22 protein-coding genes are annotated in these 21075 nt (G+C 67.6%); 10 read left to right on the top strand and 12 right to left on the bottom strand.

All coding sequences use genetic code 11. The features are described from left to right. Positions 1–27 precede the first annotated feature (27 nt). Positions 28–594 carry a TetR/AcrR family transcriptional regulator C-terminal domain-containing protein gene (locus NN4_RS37760; protein ID WP_147141190.1) on the top strand — a complete coding sequence of 189 codons (567 nt, stop codon included), beginning with the start codon at positions 28–30 and terminating at the stop codon, positions 592–594. A gap of 13 nt (positions 595–607) precedes the next feature. Here NN4_RS37760 and NN4_RS37755 read toward each other — a convergent pair whose 3' ends face one another. Further along, positions 608–1525 (bottom strand): AraC family transcriptional regulator, encoded by a 918-nt coding sequence (locus NN4_RS37755; protein ID WP_147141188.1) that lies wholly within the window; start codon positions 1523–1525, stop codon positions 608–610. Between the two features lie 95 nt (positions 1526–1620). Between NN4_RS37755 and NN4_RS37750 the strand changes: the two genes are divergently transcribed. Together NN4_RS37750 and NN4_RS37745 are read left to right on the top strand one after the other, a co-directional pair. Beyond that, entirely contained in the window at positions 1621–2670 is a 1050-nt protein-coding gene (locus NN4_RS37750) for a saccharopine dehydrogenase NADP-binding domain-containing protein (RefSeq protein ID WP_147141185.1), read from the top strand. 73 nt (positions 2671–2743) lie between these two features. Beyond that, the gene (locus NN4_RS37745) at positions 2744–3157 is read left to right on the top strand and encodes a cupin domain-containing protein (protein ID WP_371865803.1); all 414 of its coding nucleotides are present in this window, start codon (positions 2744–2746) and stop codon (positions 3155–3157) included. 77 nt (positions 3158–3234) lie between these two features. On the opposite strand, the gene NN4_RS37740 is transcribed toward NN4_RS37745, so the two are convergent. Beyond that, entirely contained in the window at positions 3235–3564 is a 330-nt protein-coding gene (locus NN4_RS37740) for a hypothetical protein (protein ID WP_147141181.1), read from the bottom strand. Then, a complete protein-coding gene (locus NN4_RS37735) occupies positions 3564–4778 on the bottom strand; it encodes a 3-ketosteroid-9-alpha-monooxygenase, oxygenase component (protein WP_147141178.1) in 1215 nt (404 codons plus the stop codon). The genes NN4_RS37740 and NN4_RS37735 overlap by 1 nt, the downstream gene beginning before the upstream one ends. A 198-nt stretch (positions 4779–4976) precedes the next feature. On the opposite strand from NN4_RS37735, the gene hsaA reads away from it, so the two are divergent. The 5 genes from hsaA to NN4_RS37710 all read left to right on the top strand — a co-directional run bounded on the left by hsaA (position 4977) and on the right by NN4_RS37710 (position 10083). After that, on the top strand, positions 4977–6140 hold the full coding sequence (gene hsaA / locus NN4_RS37730) for a 3-hydroxy-9,10-secoandrosta-1,3,5(10)-triene-9,17-dione monooxygenase oxygenase subunit (protein WP_107653887.1): 1164 nt from the start codon (positions 4977–4979) through the stop codon (positions 6138–6140). A gap of 88 nt (positions 6141–6228) precedes the next feature. After that, positions 6229–7107 carry a 4,5:9,10-diseco-3-hydroxy-5,9,17-trioxoandrosta-1(10),2-diene-4-oate hydrolase gene (gene hsaD, locus NN4_RS37725; protein ID WP_147141176.1) on the top strand — a complete coding sequence of 293 codons (879 nt, stop codon included), beginning with the start codon at positions 6229–6231 and terminating at the stop codon, positions 7105–7107. Further along, positions 7107–8012 (top strand): iron-dependent extradiol dioxygenase HsaC, encoded by a 906-nt coding sequence (hsaC, locus tag NN4_RS37720; RefSeq protein WP_147141173.1) that lies wholly within the window; start codon positions 7107–7109, stop codon positions 8010–8012. The genes hsaD and hsaC overlap by 1 nt, the downstream gene beginning before the upstream one ends. 20 nt (positions 8013–8032) lie before the next feature. Further along, on the top strand, positions 8033–8599 hold the full coding sequence (hsaB, locus tag NN4_RS37715; RefSeq protein WP_147141170.1) for a 3-hydroxy-9,10-secoandrosta-1,3,5(10)-triene-9,17-dione monooxygenase reductase subunit: 567 nt from the start codon (positions 8033–8035) through the stop codon (positions 8597–8599). Between the two features lie 155 nt (positions 8600–8754). Further along, positions 8755–10083: an NAD(P)/FAD-dependent oxidoreductase gene (locus NN4_RS37710; RefSeq protein WP_246181300.1), complete on the top strand. Its 1329-nt coding sequence runs from the start codon at positions 8755–8757 to the stop codon at positions 10081–10083. A gap of 47 nt (positions 10084–10130) precedes the next feature. Here the strand turns inward: NN4_RS37710 and dmpG are convergent, their stop codons facing one another. Genes dmpG through NN4_RS37690 form a run of 4 tightly spaced genes read right to left on the bottom strand, consistent with a single transcriptional unit; the run spans position 10131 to position 14534 of the window. Next, positions 10131–11168, bottom strand: coding sequence for a 4-hydroxy-2-oxovalerate aldolase (gene dmpG, locus NN4_RS37705; RefSeq protein ID WP_147141168.1), 1038 nt, complete (start codon positions 11166–11168; stop codon positions 10131–10133). 13 nt (positions 11169–11181) lie between these two features. Further along, positions 11182–12093 (bottom strand): acetaldehyde dehydrogenase (acetylating), encoded by a 912-nt coding sequence (locus NN4_RS37700; protein WP_147141165.1) that lies wholly within the window; start codon positions 12091–12093, stop codon positions 11182–11184. Between the two features lie 10 nt (positions 12094–12103). Then, on the bottom strand, positions 12104–12889 hold the full coding sequence (locus NN4_RS37695; RefSeq protein WP_147141163.1) for a 2-keto-4-pentenoate hydratase: 786 nt from the start codon (positions 12887–12889) through the stop codon (positions 12104–12106). 1 nt (position 12890) lies between these two features. Next, positions 12891–14534, bottom strand: a complete 1644-nt coding sequence (locus NN4_RS37690) for an FAD-binding protein (RefSeq protein WP_147141160.1) — start codon at positions 14532–14534, stop codon at positions 12891–12893. A 113-nt stretch (positions 14535–14647) separates the two neighbouring features. Between NN4_RS37690 and kstD the strand changes: the two genes are divergently transcribed. Both kstD and chsH3 read left to right on the top strand, forming a co-directional pair. Next, on the top strand, positions 14648–16354 hold the full coding sequence (gene kstD, locus NN4_RS37685; protein WP_147141158.1) for a 3-oxosteroid 1-dehydrogenase: 1707 nt from the start codon (positions 14648–14650) through the stop codon (positions 16352–16354). Continuing rightward, positions 16354–17220, top strand: coding sequence for an enoyl-CoA hydratase ChsH3 (chsH3, locus tag NN4_RS37680; RefSeq protein ID WP_147141155.1), 867 nt, complete (start codon positions 16354–16356; stop codon positions 17218–17220). Before kstD ends, chsH3 begins: the two co-directional genes overlap by 1 nt. A gap of 29 nt (positions 17221–17249) precedes the next feature. Here chsH3 and NN4_RS37675 read toward each other — a convergent pair whose 3' ends face one another. The 5 genes from NN4_RS37675 to NN4_RS37655 all read right to left on the bottom strand — a co-directional run. Further along, positions 17250–17738: a hypothetical protein gene (locus tag NN4_RS37675; protein ID WP_246181299.1), complete on the bottom strand. Its 489-nt coding sequence runs from the start codon at positions 17736–17738 to the stop codon at positions 17250–17252. Next, a complete protein-coding gene (locus NN4_RS37670) occupies positions 17735–19009 on the bottom strand; it encodes a DUF58 domain-containing protein (RefSeq protein WP_147141153.1) in 1275 nt (424 codons plus the stop codon). The genes NN4_RS37675 and NN4_RS37670 overlap by 4 nt, the downstream gene beginning before the upstream one ends. Positions 19010–19082: 73 nt before the next feature. Then, positions 19083–20045, bottom strand: a complete 963-nt coding sequence (locus tag NN4_RS37665) for an AAA family ATPase (RefSeq protein WP_147141150.1) — start codon at positions 20043–20045, stop codon at positions 19083–19085. 29 nt (positions 20046–20074) lie between these two features. Further along, on the bottom strand, positions 20075–20572 hold the full coding sequence (locus NN4_RS37660) for a hypothetical protein (RefSeq protein ID WP_147141148.1): 498 nt from the start codon (positions 20570–20572) through the stop codon (positions 20075–20077). Continuing rightward, positions 20569–21075: DUF4129 domain-containing protein (locus NN4_RS37655; protein ID WP_147141146.1), on the bottom strand; the 507-nt coding region annotated here is incomplete at its 5' end. The genes NN4_RS37660 and NN4_RS37655, both read right to left, overlap by 4 nt.

The raw sequence follows: 21075 nt of genomic DNA, 5'->3' as shown, positions 1-21075 counted from the left end.
GTCGCCTATCACTGATAGATTGTCAATATGGCCAAGTTGCACCGAGACACCGTCATCGCCGAGGCGCTCGATCTGCTCGACGAGGTCGGCCTGGATGCCATCAGTACGCGGCAACTGGCGAAGCGACTCGGCGTCGAGCAGCCGTCGCTCTACTACCACTTCCGCAACAAGGAGCAGTTGCTCAGCGCGATGGCCGAGGCTGCGATGGCTCCCCACGCGCAGGCGCCCCTACCGACACCGGCGGACGACTGGCGTGACTGGTTCCTCGAGAACAACCGCAGCTTCCGGCGCACGCTGCTGCTGCGCCGCGACGGCGCCCGGCTGCACGCCGGAACCCGCCCCGGCGCCGCGGACCGCGACAGGCTCGTCCACAAGATGGCGTTCCTGGTCGCTTCCGGTGTGCCGGAGCGGGATGCGCAGATGGCGATGTTGGCCGCAGGCCGCTACACCGTCGGCGCCGTGCTGGAAGAGCAGGCGGATGGCCACGTGGTGGACGAAGAGGCCGATATCCCTCGGATAGACCACGATTCGGCATTCGAGGCCGGGCTGACCCTCATCGTGGACGGCTTGGCCCAGCGCATCGACAGGCTCTGACCAGCCGGAGGCATCAGACCGCGACGAGCGGGGGCTTGTCCTCGGCGCGCCGGTATTGGCCTGGGGCCAAGCCGTATTCGCGCTTGAAGGCTTTCGCGAAGGCGAATTCGGAGGTGTAGCCGACCTTTCGGGCCACCGTGCCCAGGGGTGCGTCGGTGTCGCGGAGCAGGCGGGCGGCGGTGAGCATGCGCCAGCGGGTGACGTAGGCCAGCGGTGGTTCGCCGACGGTGGCGGTGAAGCGTCGCGCCAGTGTGGCGCGGGAGACGCCGGCGACGCCGCTGAGATCGGGGACGGTCCAGGATCGGGCGGGCTCCTCGTGCACGGCACGCAGTGCTGCGGCTACCGCCGGGTCGGCGAAAGCGCCTGCCCAGCCGGTGGATTGAGCGCTGGACTGTTCATCCAGCCAGGCGCGCAGGATGAAGAGCAGCAGCGTTTCGAGTAGTGCCGGAACGGCGGCGTCACTGCCGGGGCGTGGTTCGGCGATTTCGGCGGCGAGCAGGTCGACGGCGCCGCGCAGGGCCGGATGCCGGCCTGGGCGGGCGGGCAGATGGATGAACTCGGGCAGTTCGTCGAGCAGCGGGTGGCTGCGTTTCTTGCCGAGTTCGTATGCGCCACAAAGCAATGCGGCGCGCACCCCAGGCCCGGTGAGCTCCCTCGGCTCACCGACCTGTGCGAGCTCGGTGACCGGACTGTCGAGGCTGTCCACCAGGTCGTGGTCGGCACCGCGCGGCATGAACACGACGTCGCCGACGCCGAGGGCCAGCGGTGCGCCGGTCGGCGGCACCAGCCAGCACGAACCTTGCAGCACCACATGGAAACCGGCGCCGGGCACCACGGGGTAGCGGCGGCCCCACGGCGCGTGCCGGATGAACAGCCCGGAGGTCGGGCTGCCGGTGCGGATGGCCGCAATGGTTTCGCTGAGAATGTCCACCTGCACACCATAGCGCTTCCGCCGTGAGCGTTTGAGATATATCAGCGAGCAATACAGCCATTTGTTTACTCATGTCTGAGCCATAAGTTTGAGCCATGACATCGACGAGCACCACCAAGACCATCGCCGTCTACGGCGCCACCGGCATCACCGGCGGCTACGTCCTCACCGAGCTGTGCAGGCGCGGCGTCACCCCGATCCTGGTGGGCCGCGACGCAGCCCGGATCCAGGCCGCCGCAGCGGCCGCCGACCTGCCGGACGCGCAGATCCGGGTCGCCGATCTCACCGACCACGACGCGCTGGTGACCGCGTTCACCGGGGCCGACGTCGTGATCAGCAGCCTGCCCGCTTACGTGACCCATGGACCCGCGGTGCTGGCGGCGGCGATCGACGCCGGGGCGCACTACACCGATATGTCCGGCGAGCAGCTGTTCCTGAAGCAGGTGTTCGACGAGTTCGGACCGCGGGCCGAAGCGGCCGGGGTGACCCTGATCTCCGGCGTCACCGACAGCAATCTGCCCGGCGACCTGCTCGGTTACCTGGCCACCCGCCGGGTGGCCGGCCCGGCCGAGGTGGTGCTCAGCCATCTGAGCAAGAGCGGCGGCAACGGTTCCAAGGGCAGCGCGAAGACGGTGCTCGCCAGCCTCGACTGGTTCCGCAGCGGCGGCTGGAACTACGCGGACGGCGAATTGCGCACCGGTGCAACGGCTCGGCACGCCGAGATGACCTTCCCGGGCGACACCCAGCCGACCGCCGTCGCGAAATTCCCACAGCCGCCGGTACTTACGATCCCGCGCCATTCGGATGTCTCCTACGTCGAGGGCGTACTCGCCACCTCGATCCTGGACACGCTGAGCGGGTTCACCGAGGAGGTCATCGACACGCTGCCCGACGCACCCAGCGCGAATCTGCACTACGACCTGGTGGTCGACGCGTTCGGCACGGACGGTCGCACGGTCCGCGGCGTGGTGAGTGGTGTGCACTCCTACCGTGATTCGGCGCTGATGGCGGTGGAGGTGGCCGTCCGGCTGGCCGACGGCACCGCGAAGCCAGGAGCGCTGGCAGTGGCCGAGGCGTTCGACCCAGCCGAGTTCCTCGACACGCTCGCGCCTTTCGGCATCACCTGGCGCATCGAGGAGCGCTGAACGGTTCGCCTCCGGTCACCTGATTTTCACCGCGGCCGTCCGGCGCCACCGGCCGCGGATCAGGCATAGTCGAATGATGACCGACAACCGACCCGCACTCGCCGAAGCCCTCGATCTGGCACCGCACCCGGAGGGCGGCTGGTTCCGTGAAACCTGGCGCAGCGCCGTAGAATTCGAGCCGAAGGGCTACGAGGGCGCACGCGCAAGCGCCACCGCGATCCACTTCCTGCTGATGCCGGGCGAGCAGTCGGCACCGCACACGGTCCGCTCCGACGAGCTGTGGCTCTGGCACCGCGGCGGACCGCTGGTGCTGAATATCGGCGGCGAGGAGGTCGTGCTCGGGCCCGATGTCGAGCACGGTCAGGTGCTACAGGCGGTGGTGCCGGGTGGGGTCAGTCAAGCCGCACGACCGGCCGGCGACGAATACGTGCTGGTCAGCTGCTTCGTCTCCCCCGGTTTCGATTTTGCCGACTTCCAGATGGACTGAACGCCAAACGAGTTCGGCGACGCCGAGCACTTCGGTGCCGCCGGACACGGCGTGACCCTCCCGCACAAACCCTGCGACTAGTCGGGAACTGGGACGACGCCCTCGTCCACAGCCCACTTGATGGTCTTCTCCAGCTGCGGGCAGGAGTCGGGCCGACCAGGACCGTGCCCCTTCTTGCTGAGCTCCGCGAAAACCGGGCAGTGCGTCTGCGGCGGCTCGGTCCACTGCACCGAGGTCTGGTGCGAACTGCTCTTGCGCACCAGCACCTGACTCTGGCAGGCCTGACACCGCAGCGGTGTCAGGCCCTGCTCCAGATACCGTTCCTTGTCGACCACGGTCTGGGCGCGCACTTCGGCCTGCCGCGCAGGCTGGTCGGCAAAGTCGGGTGCTTTCGCCCAGGTAACCATCAGACTCCGGCCTCCGCTTGGTCGGTGGCGGCCTCGTCGGCCTCCCGCTTGCGCCGCAGGTTCTCGGCGACCTCGGCCTCCCACGCCTCGTTCGCCTTGGTGGTGTCCACCTCGAACTCGAAGCGCTGGGTCATCTTCTCGGTGACGTCGGCGAGGTCCACGTAGAACTGGTCGTACCAGCGACGCAGCTGGTAGACCGGGCCGTCTTCCTCGCACAGCAGCGGGTTCTCGACCTTCGACTTGTGCTTCCAGATCTCGACGTCCTGCAGGAAGCCGACGCTGATGCCCTCGGTCATCTTCGCGGCCAGTTTGTCCGCCATCTCACCGTCGACGCCCTGCGGCTTCTCCAATGTGATGCCCCACTGGAGCATGAAGGAGTCCTGGGTCACGGGGTAGTGGCAGTTGATCAGGACGCTCTTGACCTCGTACCCGCTGTAGATGTTGACCAGCGGATTGATCATGTAGGACGGCCCGAAGTAGGACGCCTCCGAGCTCAGCGTGGTGTCGCCGCCGTACTTGGACGCCATCCCGATGTCCGGCCTGCCCTTGGTCTCCAGGAACTGGGTGGCGATATGCCCCTCGAAGACGTTCTTGAAGTAGGTCGGGAAGGCGAAGTGGATGTAGAAGAAGTGCGCCATGTCGACCACGTTGTCGATGATCTCGCGGCAGTTCGCGCCCTCGATCAGCATGGAGTTCCAGGTCCAGTCGGTCCAGCCGCTGTCGAGCTGCTCGCTCGGGTTGCCGTCCGCGTCGGTGTAAGGCCCCTTGATGTGCGGAATGGTCACCTCCGGCGGGGGCTGACTGCCCTCGACGTCGTGCCAGACGAACAGCTGACCGTTGCGCTCGAGCGTGGTCCACTTCCGGGTACGCGCCAGCGGCGGCACCCGGCGGCCATAGGGAATCGCGGTGCATTTACCGCTCGTGCCGGACCAGCGCCAGTCGTGGAACGGGCAGGCGATGTCGTCGCCCTTGACCTCACCCATACTGAGATCGCCACCCATGTGCCTGCAGTAGGCGTCGAGTACGCGCAGCTCGTCGTTGCTATCGGCCCAGATCACGAGCTTGGTGCCGAACACATTCACCGCGTGCGGCTTGCCGTCGCGGAACGACTTGGCCAGACCGAGGCAATGCCATCCCCTCGCATAGCGAGTGGGCACGGTGCCGACATCCAACTCCCGGACCTTCGCACCGCTCCCCTGTGGGGTAACTGCCATCGCGAATCCTCCTCCTTCTGTACTAGAACACGTTACAAAAATGTCGCGTTCCACGCCAGCGATTCACGCCACTTCCTGCACATGTCTGTCTATGGCCACAGATAGACACCCGTTCTCGACAGAAATAAGAACCTGTTCTAGTCTCAGAGGCAAATGACTACCGGTTATCCAATTGACCAGGCAGGAGCAGGTCCCGAGATGACGCAAGAAGTGACCGAACGGGTCGACGCGCTGTTGCCGATGCTGCGCGAGCGCGCGCAGGAGGCCGAGGACCTGCGGCGCATCCCCGACGAAACCATGAAGGCCTTGCAGGAGACCGGATTCTTCCGGCTCCTACAGCCCAAACAGTGGGGCGGCCACGCGGGTGACCCGGTCGTCTTCTACGACACCGTGCGCAAGCTGGCCAGCGCCTGCGGGTCCACCGGCTGGGTGGCAGGCATTGTCGGCGTACACAATTGGCACCTGGCGCTGTTCGCGCAGCAGGCGCAGGAAGACGTCTGGGGCGAGGACACCGAGGTGCGGATCTCCTCCTCCTACGCACCGATGGGCGCGGGCACGGTGGTCGAGGGCGGCTACCTCGTCAACGGCGCCTGGGCCTGGTCCTCGGGTTGCGACCACGCCACCTGGGCGGTGCTCGGCGGTCCGGTGATCAAAGACGGCAAGCCGGTCGACTTCGGCAGCTTCCTCATTCCGCGCGACGACTACCGCATCGATGACGTCTGGAACGTCGTCGGCCTGCGCGGAACCGGCTCCAATACCGTTGCGGTGAAAGACGTTTTCGTGCCGTCGCACCGGTTCCTGAGCTTCCGCAAGATGAGTGAGCAGAAGTCACCCGGGCTCGAGCAGAACACCGATCCGGTGTACAAGATGCCTTGGGGCACAATCCATCCCACCACCATCGCGACACCCATCGTCGGCATGGCCTACGGCGCGTACGCGGCGCACGTCGAGCATCAGGGCAAGCGGGTACGCGCGGCCTACGCGGGCGAGAAGGCGAAGGACGATCCGTTCGCCAAGGTGCGCATCGCGGAGGCGTCCAGCGATATCGACGCGGGCTGGCGCCAACTGTCGGGCAATGTCGCCGAGGAATACGCCTTGCTGGCCGCAGGCAAGGAGATCCCGTTCGACCTGCGGGTGCGGGCCCGGCGCGATCAGGTGCGCGCCACCGGACGTTCGATCGCCGCCATCGACAAGCTGTTCGAGAGCTCCGGCGCCACCGCGCTGGCGAACGGCACACCGCTGCAACGCTTCTGGCGCGACGCCCACGCCGGCCGGGTGCACGCGGCGAACGATCCCGAACGGGCATACCAGATGTACGGTCAGCACGAGTTCGGGCTGCCCGTCACCGACGCGATGGTGTAGGAGTTGCTGTGAGTGAGCGTCAGCGAGTGAACCGAAATTACAGCGCCCTGGACGGCACGGCGGAGCCGAGCGCCAGCGAGGTGGAGCTGTGACGTCAACGGTGGAGATCACCGCCGAATCGACCTCCCGCTACGCGCAGGTGCGCCCGGATCTGCGGCTGCATTACCACGAGGCGGGGGTCGGCAACGGGCCGACGATCGTGCTGCTGCACGGCGGCGGGCCCGGCGCGTCCTCCTGGTCGAACTTCGGCCGCAATATCCCGGTGCTGGCGCAGAACTTTCACGTGCTCGCCGTGGATCAGCCCGGCTACGGGCAGTCGGACAAGCCGACCGAGCATCCGCAGTACTTCGTGCACAGCGCCTCGGCGCTGCACGACTTGCTCGTGCATCTGGAGATCAGCGGGCGGGTGCACCTGCTCGGCAATTCGCTCGGCGGCGGGGCGGCCGTCCGGTTCGCGCTGGACTACCCGGATCGGGCCGGGAAGCTGGTGCTGATGGGCCCGGGCGGGTTGAGCACCAACCTGTTCGCGCCCGACCCGACCGAGGGCGTGAAGCTGCTCGGCAAGTTCAACTACCAGCCGACCAGGGAGAACCTGGAGGCGTTCCTGCGGATCATGGTCTTCGACCAGTCGCTGATCACCGACGAGCTGATCGATGAGCGGTTCGCCGCGGCCAGTATGCCGGAGTCGCTCGCCGCGGCGCGGGCGATGGGAAAGTCCTTCGCCAGTGCGGATTTCGAGAAGGGCATGCTCTGGCGCGACGCCTATAAACTGCGGCAGCCGGTGTTGTTGATCTGGGGGCGCGAAGATCGGGTCAACCCGCTCGACGGCGCCCTGGTCGCGACCAAGGTGATCCCGCGCGCACAATTGCATGTGTTCGGCGGCTGCGGACACTGGGCGCAGCTGGAGAAGTTCCACGAATTCAACCGGCTGGCAATTGATTTCCTTGCCGGTTCCAAGGAGAAGTGATGGGGATTCGATCACTGGCGTATCTGCGCATCGAGGCGACCGACATGGCCGCCTGGCGCGAGTACGGGCTCAAGGTGCTCGGCATGATCGAAGGCAAGGGCGGAAATCCGGACGCGCTGTATCTGCGGATGGACGAATTCCCGGCCCGGCTGGTGATCTCGCCCGGCGAGAAGGACCAGTTGCAGATCTCGGGCTGGGAGACCGCCAATGCCGAAGAGCTGCAAGACATCCGGACTCGGCTGGAAGCCGCTGGCGTGCCCTACAAGGAGGGCACCGCCGCGGAACTGGCCGATCGGCGGGTACACGAGCTGATCCGTTTCGACGATCCCTCCGGCAACACGCTGGAGGCGTTTCACGGTGCGGCGCTGGAACATCGGCGGGTGGTGAGCCCGTACGGGCATCGCTTCGTCACCGAGGAACAGGGCCTGGGCCATGTCGTGCTCAGCACCAAGGACGACCAGGCCGCGCTGGAGTTCTACCGCGACGTGCTCGGTTTCCGGCTGCGTGACTCGATGCGGCTGCCGCCGCAGATGGTCGGGCGCCCGGCCGACGGTGAACCCGCCTGGCTGCGCTTCTTCGGCTGCAACCCGCGGCATCACTCGCTGGCGTTCCTGCCCATGCCGACCCCGAGCGGCATCGTGCACCTGATGCTCGAGGTGGAGGCTGCCGATGATGTCGGGCTGTGCCTGGATCGTGCGCTGCGCAAGAAGGTTCCCATGTCGGCGACGCTCGGCAGGCATGTCAACGACAAGATGCTCTCCTTCTACATGAAGACGCCGGGCGGGTTCGATGTCGAATTCGGCTGCGAGGGGCTCGAAGTCGACGACAATGATTGGATTGCCCGTGAGTCGACCGCCGTGAGCCTCTGGGGTCACGACTTCAGCGTCGGGCAGCGCCAGCAGTGAGTGAGAGGGCGAGCGAAGCGATGACCCACCCTGAGATCGACGCGCGGGCCTTCCGTAACGTGCTCGGCCAGTTCTGTACCGGCATCACCGTCATCACCACCTTCGATGATGCCGAGGCGCCGGTCGGTTTCGCCTGCCAGTCCTTCGCCGCCCTCTCCCTCGACCCACCCCTGATCCTGTTCTGCCCCACCAAAACCTCCCGCTCCTGGGCGGCCATCGAACAATCCGGCCGCTTCTGCGTCAACGTCCTCGCCGAAGAACAACGAGAACTCTGCGCCCGCTTCGGCTCCCGCGAACCCGACAAATTCGCAGGCGCCCCCTGGCACACCTCCCCCCTCACCCTCCCCGTGCTCGACGACGCTCTCGCCACCATCGAATGCACAGTGGACAGCGTCGTAGACGGCGGCGACCACTACATAGTCATCGGCCGAGTCCAAGCCCTCACCGAATCCACCACCACCGGCCGCCCCCTCCTCTTCTACCGCGGCCAATACACCGCCATAGAACCCGACAAAACCACCCCCGCCCCCTGGCGCGCCGACCTCGACCACTTCCTCACCACCACCACCCTCGACACCTGGCTGTAGCCGTCCGCTACGAGCCCTGCCCTGCCGTGAACCGCAGGTCAGGGCTCGCTGGTGTCCCGCTGGCCGCTTTCGTAGCCGGGCGGGTCCCGGCCCACTCGGTTTCGGATGGGGGGATGGGGGAATCGCGGGGGAGGGGCGATTTGTAGGAGGTGGCTGTGGCTGAGGACAAGAGGGCTGGGCCGGAGCGGGTGGTGATTGTCGGTAGTGGGTTTGCCGGGTTCACCTGTGCCAAGCGGTTGTGCAAGGTGTTGGGGCGGGCGGGTCGGGAGGTGGAGGTCCTGCTGGTTACGCCCAATGACTACATGCTGTACACGCCGTTGTTGCCGGATGTGGCCGGTGGGGTGATCGATCCGCGGTTCGTCGCTGTTTCGCTGGCCGATGCGCTGCCGCGGGTGCGGTTGGTGATCGGTAAGGCGGAGGCTGTCGATCTGGAGAACAAGACGGTCAGGGTGAGTAGTGAGCATCAAGCCGACCGCGAATTGTCCTGGGATCGGTTGGTTCTGACGCCGGGGTCGGTGACGCGGTTGTTCGATGTGCCGGGCGTCGCCGAGCATGCGCATGGACTCAAAACGGTGGCCGAGGCGCTGTATCTGCGCGAGCAGTTGTTGCGGCAGCTGGAGTTGGCCGACTTCGAGGATGATCCGGACGTGCGTAAGGCCCGCAGGACCGTGGTTGTCGTGGGCGCTTCTTATGCGGGTACCGAGCTGATCGCGCAGTTGCGGGCATTGGCCGATGCCTATGCGGCCCGTCGTGGGTTCGATCCGGGCGAGGTTCGGTTCGTGCTGCTCGACATGGCCGAGCGGGTGATGCCGGAGGTCGGCGACCGGCTCAGCGACAAGGTGCTGGGCGTGCTTCGCGAACGGGGCATCGACATTCGATTGAAGACCTCGCTGAAGGAACTGACGGACCGGCAGGCGGTACTCACCGACGGGACCGTGGTGCCGACCCACACGGTCGCCTGGGTGACCGGTGTGACCGGCGCGCCCATGTTGGAGTCGCTCGGCTTGCCGATGGAACGCGGACGCCTGGTGGTCGACGCGAACCTCTCCGTGCCCGGTCACCCCGATGTCTTCGCCGGTGGTGACGCGGCGGCGGTGCCGGATCTGACCAAACCCGGCAAGATCACCCCGCCGACCGCTCAGCACGCCTCCCGGCAGGGTAAGGCGCTGGCCAGGAATGTGGCCGCCAGTCTCGGCATCGGCGGCGCCGCGCCGTACAAGCACCACGACATGGGTCTGGTCGTCGATCTCGGACCGCACTTCGCGGTGGCGAATCCGATGGGCGTCAACCTGTCCGGTTTCCCGGCCAAGGCCGTCACGCGGGCGTATCACACCATCGCCGTGCCACGCCCGGTCAACCGCTGGGCGATCACGCTGGGCTATCTGACCAACTCGATTACCCCACGGCCACTTTCGCTACTGGGACTGGTCAGTCGCGAGGAAGCGAGCTTCGACAGCAGCGAAGGGATTCCGGCCCGGCGATAGGGAGCAGGCCGCGAACGACGACACCGACGTTCGCGGCCCCGGCTCGGTCAGACGGTGACTGTCGCCTGCTCCCGCTGCAATTCCAGGGCGATGTCGATGAGCTGATCTTCCTGCCCACCAACCAGTTTGCGTTTACCCGCGCGGACCAGCATCTCGGCGGCGGAGACGCCGTACCGTTCGGCCTGACGCTCGGCATGCTTGAGGAAGCTGGAGTAGACCCCCGCATAACCCATCATCAGCGACGACCGGTCGAGCAGGCACTCCTGCGGCATCGCGGGACGAACCACGTCTTCGGCGGCATCGGCGATGGCGTAGAAGTCGATGCCTGTCGTGATGTCGAGCTTGTCGCACACACCGACCAAAGCCTCGACCGGAGTATTGCCCGCACCCGCACCGAACCGTCTTGCGCTGCCATCGATTTGAGTAGCACCGGCACGGATTGCGTAGATGGAGTTGGCGACCGCCAGGTCAAGGTTTTCGTGACCGTGGAAGCCGACCTGCGCATCATTGCCCAGCTCGGCGACTAGGGCTGCGACCCGATCGGTGACCTGGTCGAGCACGAGCGCACCGGCCGAGTCGACGACATAGACGCACTGGCAGCCCGCATCGGCCATGATCCGAGCCTGCTTGGCCAGCACCTCCGGCGGCTGGGAATGCGACATCATCAGGAAGCCAACGGTTTCCAGCCCGAGTTCACGAGCCAGACCGAAGTGCTGGATGGAGACGTCGGCCTCGGTGCAGTGGGTGGCGATGCGGCAGATCGAGGCGCCGTTGTCCTGGGAGATCTTGATGTCTTCCTTGACGCCGACCCCGGGCAGCATCAGCACCGCGATCTTGGCCTGGGTCGCCGTCTCCGCGGCGATCTTGATCAGTTCCTGCTCGGGGGTTTTGGAGAAGCCGTAGTTGAACGACGACCCGCCGAGCCCGTCACCGTGGGTGACCTCGATGACCGGCACCTTCGCCCCGTCGAGGGCGGCGACGATATCGCGGACCTCGGTGGCGGTGAACTGGTGGCGCTTGTGATGGGATCCGTCGCGCAACGAGGTGTCGGTGACGCGAATGTCGAGTTCTGCTGAGTAAGCCATGTTTGTCGCTCCCTTACACCCGTGCCGAGACGATCTGACCGGCGATCACTTCGCCGACTTGCGTTGCGGCAGCGGTCATGATGTCGAGGTTGCCCGCGTACGGCGGCAGGAAGTCGCCCGCCCCTTCGACCTCGACGAACACCGAAACCTTCGCCATCCCACCGGCGATCACCGACGGCGGGTCGAACTGCGGGTCGTTGAGCAGGCGGTAGCCGGGCACGTACTGCTGGATGTCGGCCACCATCCGGTGGATGGAGTCGGTGATGGCCGCGGTGTCCGCGTCTTCGGGGATCGCGCAGAAGATGGTGTCGCGCATGATCATCGGCGGCTCGGCCGGGTTCAGGATGATGATCGCCTTGCCGCGCTGCGCACCACCGATGGTTTCGACGCCACGGCTGGTGGTCTTGGTGAACTCGTCGATGTTCGCCCGGGTACCGGGGCCGGCCGAGACCGAGGACACCGAGGCGACGATCTCCGCGTAAGCGACCGGCACCACGCGGGATACCGCCGCGACGATCGGGATGGTGGCCTGCCCACCGCAGGTGATCATGTTGACGTTCGGCGCATCGAGATTCGCGCCGAGGTTGACCGGCGGCACCACGGCGGGGCCGACGGCGGCGGGCGTGAGGTCGACCGCGCGGATGCCTGCTTCGGCATACTTCGGTGCGGCGGCGCGATGCACGTACGCCGAGGTCGCCTCGAAAACCAGTTCGGGCAACTCGGATCGGGCCAGCAGCCAGTCCACCCCTTCGGCGGAGGTCTCCAGCCCGAGCCCGCGGGCGCGCTTCAAACCCTCGCTGTCGGGGTCGATCCCGATCATCCACCGCGGCTCGATACTCGCCGAGCGCAGCAGTTTGTAGAGCAGATCGGTACTGATATTGCCGGACCCGACGATCGCGGCGGTGACGGTCCCGTTCTCGGACACCACATGCCTCCTATATGAATTGCAAACGGACAGAACCGAGCCCGGCGAACTCGGCATGGAACGCGTCGCCCGGACGGGCGTCGATGGCGCGGGTGCACGAGCCGGGCAGCACGATGTCGCCCGCCTTCAGCCGCACGCCGAAACTCGCGACCTTGCGGGCCAGCCAGGCCACCGCGATCACCGGATCGCCGAGCACGGCGTCGCTGCGCCCCTCGGCCACCACCTCGCCGTTGCGGGTGAGCACCGCGTCGATCGCCTTGATGTCGATGTCCTTGGGCGCCACCCGCTCCGGGCCGAGCACGAAGCCGGCCGAGGACGCGTTGTCGGAGATGGTGTCGGTCAGCCCGATCTTCCAGTCCTTGATCCGCGAGTCGATCAGCTCGATGGCGGGGGCGAAAGCGACGGTCGCGGCGAGCACGTCGTCCTCGGTGCAGTCCGCGCCGGGCAGGTCGGCGCCGAGCACGAAGCCGACTTCCACCTCGACGCGCGGAAACAGATAGCGGTCCGCCTCGACCGGAACGTCCTCGTAGACTTCCATTTCCGCGAGCAGATGCCCGTAGTCGGGTTCGTCCACGCCCATCATCTGCTGCATGGCCTTGGACGACAGGCCGACCTTGTGCCCGACCACCCTGGCGCCGCTGTCGAGCCTGCGCCGGATATTGATCAGCTGGATCTCGTAGGCATCGACCACATCGATGTCCGGGTACCGGGCAACCAGTGGATCGATCGCCACCCGATCCCGTTCGGCGAGCTCGAGCTCGTCGGCCAATTCGGTTCGTACCGCGTCGGACAGCACGCTAGTTTCCTTCCATTCTTGCTTGATCGAGCGCCCCGAGCTGTTCGGACAGCACCGGCACCATGCCCGCCGCGGCCCGACCGGCTCGGCGGCCGGAGAAGATGCAGTCCGACAGTGAGAGCCCGCTGACGTAGGACTCCGAGCAGATACCGACGGCCGTCCTGCCTGCGGCGAACAACCCCGGAATGTCGTTCCCGGCAGTCGATTTCACCGCGCCGGTGTCCTCGTCCACGACCACACCGCCGAGGGTGAGCATCGGGCACGGGTTGGCCAGGCTCGGTCTGATGCCGACATCCAGCAGCCAGAACGGCCCGGTATGCAGCAGTCTGGTGAACTCGGCCGGCTTGCCTACCGGGTCCGGCGTGCCGTGTCCGATCGCGGCGTTGTGCGCGTCCACCGTCGCCCGCAGCCCGGCCACGTCGATGCCGGCCCGCGCCGCGACGGCTTCGAGCGTGGCGCCGCGAATCGCGGTGCGCCGCATCGCCTCGAACTGCCCGCGCTGGAACCAGGCGCCCTGCTTGCCGATCTGGTCGATCGCGGTGCGCATCAGCTCGTCGTCGGCGAGCAGCCAGCCCTTGCCGCCGTGTTCGGTGATAAGGGCATGCCCGACGGCCGCGCCGTACCTGGTCTCATCGATGACGCGGCGGCCCGCCGCGTCGACCAGCACCGCGCCGGTAAACGCGCTGGGCGGCAACAGGAACCGCCACGCCGAGACATTGCCCATCCGATCGGTGGCCGCACCGGCCCGCTGCGCGAGCAGGATGCCGCTGCCGTCGTCACCGGTGGTGCCGAGCGCGAGTCCGCCGCGATAGTCCGGCGCGTATTCGCGCAGCATCGCCCGGTTGGCGATGAAGCCACCGGCACTGAGCACCACACCACGGCGGGCGAGTACGCGAATTGTGGTGCCGTACTGACGATCCAGCCGAACGAGGCGCTTCTCCAGCGCGGCGCGCAGCGGCGGGTAGTAGATACCGGGTTTGGCGGCGACCTTGGCCAAGCGGGTGTAGCGATCACGGACCCGGCCCGGTGCGTCGCGCAACGTCCGGCACTCGACACCGATCACGGTGCCTGCCTCGTCGGTGATGAGTTCGGTTGCCTGCGTGAGCGTTTCGACTCGCACACCGAGCCGGGACGCGGCGGCCGCGAGCGGCCCGGTCAACTGCTTGCCGGAGGTACCCTTGCCCTTGACCCGATGCCCACGCTGCGCCGCCGGGATATCCCGGAACGCACCGGAGATCTCGCTGCCCGAGTAGTACAGGTAGTAGCTGTCGTTCGGGTACGACGTCTTGTACGGGCACAGCGACGCCTCGAACGGAACGCCATGGCCCTTCAGCCACTCGATCATCGCCGGGCTGCCGTCCACGAAGCGGCGCAGCGTCGCGGGCGACACCGCGTCGCCGACCTCGCGCTCCAGATACGCCAGCATCGCCTCGGGCGTATCCGCGACGCCGGCCTCCTGCTGCACCGATGTCCCGCCACCGGCGTAGATGATGCCGCCGGACAGTGCCGACGCCCCGCCACCGGCGAACCGCTCCAACGCGAGCACCTGCGCGCCGTCGGCCGCCGCTTCCAGCGCGGCAGCGGCACCGGCCGCGCCGAAACCGACAACGACCACGTCGGCAACCAGGTCCCAATCGAACCCCATGTCGTTCACTCCGGTCTGAAACTGAAACGAGTTTCTCGGTAGATGAGAAGCCGAGTAAGTCTTCTGCCTCACAACATAGACCAATGGCGGCATCATTCTATAACGTGTTCTACATGATTGATCGGGAATACGATGTGGTGGTGGTCGGCAGCGGCGCTGCGGGCATGACCGCCGCCCTCACCGCCGCCCATCACGGGCTCAGCGTGGTGCTCATCGAGAAGGCCGCGCACTACGGCGGGTCCACCGCCCGCTCCGGCGGTGGTGTCTGGATCCCCGGCAACAAGGCGCTGCGCGCCTCCGGCCGACCGGACGACCGCGAGGCGGCGCGCACCTACCTGCACAGCATCATCGGCGACGTGGTGCCCAAGGACCGGATCGATACCTACATCGACCGGGGTGCGGAAGCCTTCGACTTCGTGCTCGACCACACCCCGCTGAAGATGAAGTGGGTGCCGGGCTACTCCGACTACTACCCGGAGGCCCCCGGCGGTCTCGGCGAGGGCCGGTCCTGCGAGCCCACTCCGTTCAACGCCAAGGTGCTCGGCGCGGAGCTGGCCAACCTGGAGCCGCCGTATGCCAAGGCGCCGCTGAACGTGGTGGTCATGCAGGCCGATTTCGTCCGGCTCAACCTGATCCGCAGGCACCCGAAGGGCATCATGCGCGCGCTGCGGGTCGGTGCGCGTACCTACTGGGCCAAGGCCACCGGCAAGCACATCCTCGGCATGGGACAGGCGATCATCGCCGCGATGCGCAAGGGGCTGCTCGACGCGAATGTGCCGGTGCTGCTGAACACTCCGCTGACCGGGCTGGTGGTGCAGAACGGCGTGGTCACCGGGGTCGAGGCGGAGCACGAGGGCGAGCAGGTCACGTTCACCGCGCGCTACGGCGTGGTGCTCGGCAGCGGCGGTTTCGAGCACAACGCCGAGCTGCGGACCAAGTACCAGCGCCAGCCCATCACCACCGAGTGGACCACCGGCGCGGCCGCCAATACCGGCGACGGCATTCTGGCGGGCATGGCGGCGGGCGGCGACGTCGGCTTCATGGAGGACGCCTGGTGGGGACCGACGGTGTTCAAGGGCGGGCGGCCGTGGTTCGCACTGGCCGAGCGCAATCTGCCGGGCACCATCATGATCAATGCCGAGGGCAAGCGCTTCGGCAACGAGTCCGCGCCCTACGTCGAGGCCGTGCACACCATGTACGGCGGCGAGTACGGCCAGGGCGAGGGCCCGGGTGCCAACATTCCGGCCTGGCTGGTCTTCGACCAGCGCTACCGCAACCGCTACATCTTCGCCGGATTGCAGCCGGGCCAGCGCTTTCCCAAGCGCTGGATGGAGAACGACAACATCGTGCAGACGAACACCCTCGACGAGCTGGCCGACAAGATCGGTGTCCCGGCGGCCAACCTCGCCGCCACCGTCGCCCGGTTCAACACCTTCGCCGAGACCGGCAAGGACGCGGACTTCGGCCGCGGCGACAGCCACTACGACCGGTACTACGGCGATCCGACGGTGAAGCCGAACCCGTGCCTGGCCGCGCTGGTGCAAGGTCCGTTCTATGCCGCGAAGATCGTGCCCGGCGATCTCGGCACCAAGGGCGGTCTGGTCGCCGACACGGCGGGCCGGGTGCTGCGCGAGGACGGCAGCCCGATCGAGGGTCTGTACGCCTCGGGCAACTGCTCGACCCCGGTGATGGGCCACACCTACGCGGGCCCCGGCGCCACCATCGGACCCGCGCTCACCTTCGGATACCTGGCGGTGCTCGATATCGTCGAGAAGAAGGCCGCGCAGCCCACCCGGCCGCTGCCGGACAAGGAGTCCTGATGCCCATCGATCCGAAAATCGCACTCGGGGCCGAACTTCCGAGTCGCGAGTTCTCCTGGACGCCCTCCGACGTGCAGCTGTACCAGCTGGGACTCGGTGCGGGCACCCGCTGGACCGAGCCCGCCGAGCTGCGGTATCTCGACGACCGCACACCCCAGGTGCTGCCGACGTTCGCGACCGTGGCGCCGACCCTGCACGAGACCGAGCCGCCGCGAGTCAGCTTCCCCGGCATCGACATCGACCTGGCCAAGGTGGTGCACGGACATCAGGAGGTCGAGGTGCACCGCCCGATTCCCGCCGCGGGTAAGGCCACGAGCACCGGCCGGATCACCGAGCTGTGGGACAAGGGTTCCGCGGCGGTGGTGGTCCAGGAGCAGACCGTCACCGGTTCCGACGGCGCACCGCTGTGGACCGCGCGTTCCTCGATCTTCGCCCGCGGTGAGGGCGGCTTCGGCGGCGAACGTGGACCGAGCACCAAGACCGAACTGCCGGATCGGGCACCGGATTTCGATGTGACCACGCCGACCCTGCCGCAGCAGGCGCTGCTGTACCGCATGTGCGGCGACCGCAATCCGCTGCACTCGGATCCCGAATTCGCCCGCGCCGCCGGGTTTCCCGCGCCCATCCTGCACGGGCTGTGCACCTACGGCATCGTCTGCAAGACGGCCACCGACACGGTGCTCGGCTCGGAGGCGAGCCGGGTCACCGGATTCCGCGCTCGCTTCGCCGGTGTGCTCTACCCGGGCGAGACGATCCGGACCCGGATCTGGCGGCAGGACGACGAATTGACCATTGCTGCAACGGTGGTCGAACGCGAGGACGCTCCGGTGCTCGGCGACGTCACCTTACGGTTCAGCGCCGCCTGACGCTCCTTCGGTCTGCCGCAGGTGGTTGGCTATGCGGCAGATCCGGGGGTGTTCGGCTGCGTTTGTGTGGCACTCGTCGGGCCGGGTCCGTTGCGGCCACGACGGACGGCGGCACCCTGGACTATCAACGCGTACAACACCAGCACCAGAATCGGGGCGGCGAGCGGCGCCCAGGCCAGGCGCAGCGGGAGCAGCGCGGCCCCGACGGCCACGGCGGCGAAGCCGACCGCACCCGCCACCGAGGGGACGGTGGTGGGTACGACGCCGTGCGGCGCGGTGACGGTGGCGGCGTTCAGCAGGTAGGTGGTGGCGACCAAACCCATTGCCGCGGCGGCGAGTACGCCGGGATTCGCGACGGCCAGCACGCCGACGGCCAGCAGGACGGCGAGCACCGCGAACGGGCGGAACCACCAGCCGAGGGCGACCAGGACCAGCGCGGGGATGGCGGCCCACGGTTCCAGCAGTGCGACCGAGGTCACCAGCAGTACGCCCGAGAGGACGGCGAGGAATCGGGTCATCGGCGCACCCGGACGGTGCGGCGGTGTTCGGGCAGCACCCGCATGATCTGGTCGAGCCGGGTTTCCGCTGGCCAGGCCACGATGTCGACGCCGACGGTGCCCATGTCGCGATACATCGAGGCACGCTCCAACTGCCACATCTTGGCCAGCGTCGGATCGAGATCATTGCGGAACGGCGTGCCCCGCAAGACATCCACCACCACGACGACGTGTCCGCGCTTGCGCAGATCGATCAGCGCGAGCGCGAACTGGGTGTCCAGCAGCGTGGAGAAGGCGACCACGATCGCGCCGAGCGGCACCGCCGAGTGCGGCGCCAGGGTGCCGGTGGTCGGGATGTACTCGTCGCCGACGTCGAGCACCGTGTCGACGATCCGATAGAACTGACGGCGGCCGATATCCGGGCGCAGCCAGCGCGGCTGCTGCCCGAGGCAGACGACGGCGGTGCGGTCGCCGGCTTGCAGGGTGGACTGCACCACCTGCGCCGCGCCGCGCACGGAGAGTTCCAGGGAGTCGGTGGCAGGACCCGGCGCCTGCTGCGAGGTATCCACCAGCACAACGACGTCCGCGGAACGGTTGGTCAGCCGCTCGGTGACGTAGAGCCTGCCGCGGCGCGCACTCACCGGCCAGTTCACGATGCGCAGCTGATCGCCCGGGGCGTAGGCGCGGATGTCGGCGTACTCGACGCCGGGACCGTGCCTGCGGGTCAGGTGAGTACCCAGCCGTTCGGGTAGTTCGGTGCGCGGCAACCGCATTCGCTGTGGATCGGTGATCGGATAGACGAACAGTTGCCCGGCGGGCAGCACCGCGGTGGCGACGGCGAGCCCCGCCGGACTGAGCGCGGATACCCGCACCGACACCGGGTAGCGACCCCACCGATCCGCCGACAAGGCCAGCCGCAGGCCGGCGGGCGCGCTGCCGGAATCGTTGGCCTCCTCGACCTCGATGGCCAGTGCCGCAACGGGTTCGGGCTTCAACCGCAGCAGCGCGTGCCCCTGCTCGACGAAGGCGGCGACGGTCAGCACCACCTCTTCGGACTCGAAACACCGCAGCGTGCCGCCGCCGTCGACCTGGATCTTGGTCGCGGACTGCTGCCACCGCGCGGTCGCCAGCACGCCGAGCAGTGGTGCGGCGAAGACCACCAGCTGCCACCGCCCGAGCACGATCGCGACCACCAGTGCCACCCCGGCGCAGATCGCCAGCATGAAGACCAACGGAGCAGGGCGCCACCGCAGTTCGGCCTCGACCGCGGTGCTCGCGTCGCGGTGTCTCATGACTTCGCCTCACCGGTGCTCGGCTCCGTCATGGACACGGCCCGCCGGCGCCCGATTCGCTCGCCGCGTTCATTCATGTCACGGTGGCGCGCGGCACGGGCAGGCGGCGCAGCAGTTCGGTGATCACGTCCTCACCACGGATCCGGCGCACCCACATCTCCGGACGCAGCGTGATCCGGTGCGCCATGGCCGGAATCGCCAGGGCCTTCACGTCTTCCGGAATCACGTAGTCGCGCCCGAGCAGCAGCGCCCTGGCCCGCGACATCTGCACCAGGTCCAGCTCCGCGCGCGGACTCGCGCCGACCTCCACCTGCGGGTGCGCCCGGGTGGCCGAGGCGAGCGCGACCACGTAGCTCACCACATCCGGATGCACCGTGACGTACTCGACCGATTGGCGCATCTCCAGCAGCCCGTTCGCGTCCACCACCTGATTGACCTGCGGCGTGGTCGAACCGCGCTCCAGCCTGCGCCGGATCATCTGCTTCTCGTCGTGTTCGGACAGGTAGCCGAGCCTGAGCTGGATCGCGAACCGGTCCAGCTGCGCCTCCGGCAGCGGGTAGGTGCCCTCGTACTCGATCGGGTTGTCGGTCGCGAGCACGATGAAAGGTTTTGGCAGCTGGAAGGTTTCGCCGTCGATGCTGACCTGCCCCTCGGCCATCGACTCCAGCAGCGCGGCCTGGGTTTTCGGCGGGGTCCGGTTGATCTCGTCCGCGAGCAGCACATTGGTGAAGACCGGACCGCGACGGAAAGTGAAGCGGCCCGAGGACATGTCGTAGATGGTGGACCCGAGTAGATCGGCGGGTAGCAGGTCCGGCGTGAACTGCACGCGGGTGAACTGCAGGCCGAGCGCCGCGGCGAACGATCTGGCGATCAACGTCTTGCCCAGGCCGGGCAGGTCCTCGATGAGGACGTGCCCGCCGGCCAGCACCGCGATCATGATCAATCGCATTTCTTCCTGCTTGCCGACGATCACCCGGGATAGCTCCCTGAGCACGGCGTCGCTGCGCTGGACGGTGACATCCATCGGCATCGTCATGTGTGTACCCGCACTTGCCTCAACCCATTTCACATTCTCTGCAGGCGGCTCAGGATTTCGTCCAGCGCCGCCCGTCCCGGTGCCCTAGTGGTCTGATCACGCAATGCCGAGTTGGCCGGGTCCACCCAGCGCCACAGTTCCGGCCCGAACAGATGAATACCGGCGGCCTCGGTCGCCTTGCGGTTCTTCGCGACCCGCTGCCCGCTGGACAGCTCGAACTCCTTGGCCAGCAAGGGGCGCAGGTGCCGGTCCCAGTCGGCGCGGGTGCCCTCGGCACGGTCGGCGAGCATCTGCGCCCTGGCGTGCCAGCGGCGCAGCATCTCGGCGGGGCCGTTCTCGATCTCGTCGATATCCTGGTAGGCCCTCGGTTCGGCACGGTCGCGCAGCGACCAGACCAGCCAGGCCAGGGCCACCGCCAGCGGGACCGCCGCGACGAGCAACAGCACCCCGCGCGCCCGGTCGAGGGCGACGAGCTCGAGCAGCGCGACGACGGTCGCGGCGCCGAGGACGATGGCCGTTCGGTTCAAGCCGCCGCCTCTCCCTGCAGGTCCGCCAGGACGATCCGCAGCAGCTGCTCGGCCCGCATCCGCTGCCACGCGAGCATCGCGTGCGGGCTGAACCTGGCCTCCTCGAACAGCGCGACCAGCTCCCTGGCGGACGCGTCGTGCAGCGCGCCGCGTTCGAAGGCGCGCGCCAGCACCTCCATCGGAGTGTCCGAAATCAGCGGTGCGGCAGCGCGATCGAAGGCGAGTCCGCGTTCCATCGCGACGTAGCAGGCGATGATCGCGGTGCGCGGGTCCTGACCGGGCACATTCATTGCCGCCAAACCCATTTCGGCCGCTCTGGCGAGCGAGTCTACGGCCGTCGGGGGGACCGGGACCAGCGGTGCCGGCGCCGGTGCAGGCTTGCGGCGGGCGGCCACCGCGACCACGACGAGGCCGGCGATGGCCACCGCGATCAACGCGAGGGCGGCGATGGCGGTCAGCAATAAGGCTGTGCCGGTCAATTCGGCAGGGGTGGCGCCGGGGTC

The sequence above is a fragment of the Nocardia ninae NBRC 108245 genome (assembly GCF_007990755.1).
Lineage (GTDB): Bacteria > Actinomycetota > Actinomycetes > Mycobacteriales > Mycobacteriaceae > Nocardia > Nocardia ninae.
This window is presented reverse-complemented; position numbering and strand designations above follow the sequence as displayed.

Excerpts from the sequence above, each read along its gene's own strand:
- NN4_RS37760 (WP_147141190.1), top strand. The coding sequence starts at position 28 with ATGGCCAAGTTGCACCGAGACACCGTCATCGCCGAGGCGCTCGATCTG.
- NN4_RS37750 (WP_147141185.1), top strand. The coding sequence starts at position 1,621 with ATGACATCGACGAGCACCACCAAGACCATCGCCGTCTACGGCGCCACC.
- NN4_RS37745 (WP_371865803.1), top strand. The coding sequence starts at position 2,744 with ATGATGACCGACAACCGACCCGCACTCGCCGAAGCCCTCGATCTGGCA.
- NN4_RS37740 (WP_147141181.1), bottom strand. The coding sequence starts at position 3,564 with ATGGTTACCTGGGCGAAAGCACCCGACTTTGCCGACCAGCCTGCGCGG.
- NN4_RS37735 (WP_147141178.1), bottom strand. The coding sequence starts at position 4,778 with ATGGCAGTTACCCCACAGGGGAGCGGTGCGAAGGTCCGGGAGTTGGAT.
- hsaA (WP_107653887.1), top strand. The coding sequence starts at position 4,977 with ATGACGCAAGAAGTGACCGAACGGGTCGACGCGCTGTTGCCGATGCTG.
- hsaC (WP_147141173.1), top strand. The coding sequence starts at position 7,107 with ATGGGGATTCGATCACTGGCGTATCTGCGCATCGAGGCGACCGACATG.
- hsaB (WP_147141170.1), top strand. The coding sequence starts at position 8,033 with ATGACCCACCCTGAGATCGACGCGCGGGCCTTCCGTAACGTGCTCGGC.
- dmpG (WP_147141168.1), bottom strand. The coding sequence starts at position 11,168 with ATGGCTTACTCAGCAGAACTCGACATTCGCGTCACCGACACCTCGTTG.
- NN4_RS37690 (WP_147141160.1), bottom strand. The coding sequence starts at position 14,534 with ATGGGGTTCGATTGGGACCTGGTTGCCGACGTGGTCGTTGTCGGTTTC.
- kstD (WP_147141158.1), top strand. The coding sequence starts at position 14,648 with ATGATTGATCGGGAATACGATGTGGTGGTGGTCGGCAGCGGCGCTGCG.
- chsH3 (WP_147141155.1), top strand. The coding sequence starts at position 16,354 with ATGCCCATCGATCCGAAAATCGCACTCGGGGCCGAACTTCCGAGTCGC.
- NN4_RS37675 (WP_246181299.1), bottom strand. The coding sequence starts at position 17,738 with ATGACCCGATTCCTCGCCGTCCTCTCGGGCGTACTGCTGGTGACCTCG.
- NN4_RS37670 (WP_147141153.1), bottom strand. The coding sequence starts at position 19,009 with ATGAGACACCGCGACGCGAGCACCGCGGTCGAGGCCGAACTGCGGTGG.
- NN4_RS37665 (WP_147141150.1), bottom strand. The coding sequence starts at position 20,045 with ATGACGATGCCGATGGATGTCACCGTCCAGCGCAGCGACGCCGTGCTC.